Below are 276 nucleotides of genomic sequence, written 5' to 3' on the forward strand. Positions count from 1 at the left end.
TCGCTCAAGGAAGCCCCCGTCGCTAACACGGCGCGCTACGACCGCCTGCGTGGCCAGACCGAGGAGATCGGTCATGCGTGATTTGATGGCGGAACTCAAGGAGCTGCGCCTGCACGGCATGGCCACGGCCTGGGCGGAGTTGACTGCGCAGGGTGAGTCGAACACAGCCTCGTCCAAGTGGCTGCTCGAACACCTGCTGGAACAAGAGCACACAGATCGCGCCATGCGCTCGGTGAGCCACCAGATGAACATGGCCAAGCTGCCGATGCACCGCGA

General features: G+C 63.8%; 1 pseudogene. It reads left to right on the plus strand.

The features are described 5' to 3' along the window. Positions 1-73: 73 nt before the first annotated feature. A pseudogene (gene istB / locus HMPREF2924_RS21230) lies at positions 74-276 on the plus strand (IS21-like element ISPst3 family helper ATPase IstB); the annotation flags it as partial.

The sequence above is a fragment of the Pseudomonas sp. HMSC063H08 genome (assembly GCF_001813645.1).
GTDB lineage: Bacteria > Pseudomonadota > Gammaproteobacteria > Pseudomonadales > Pseudomonadaceae > Pseudomonas > Pseudomonas aeruginosa.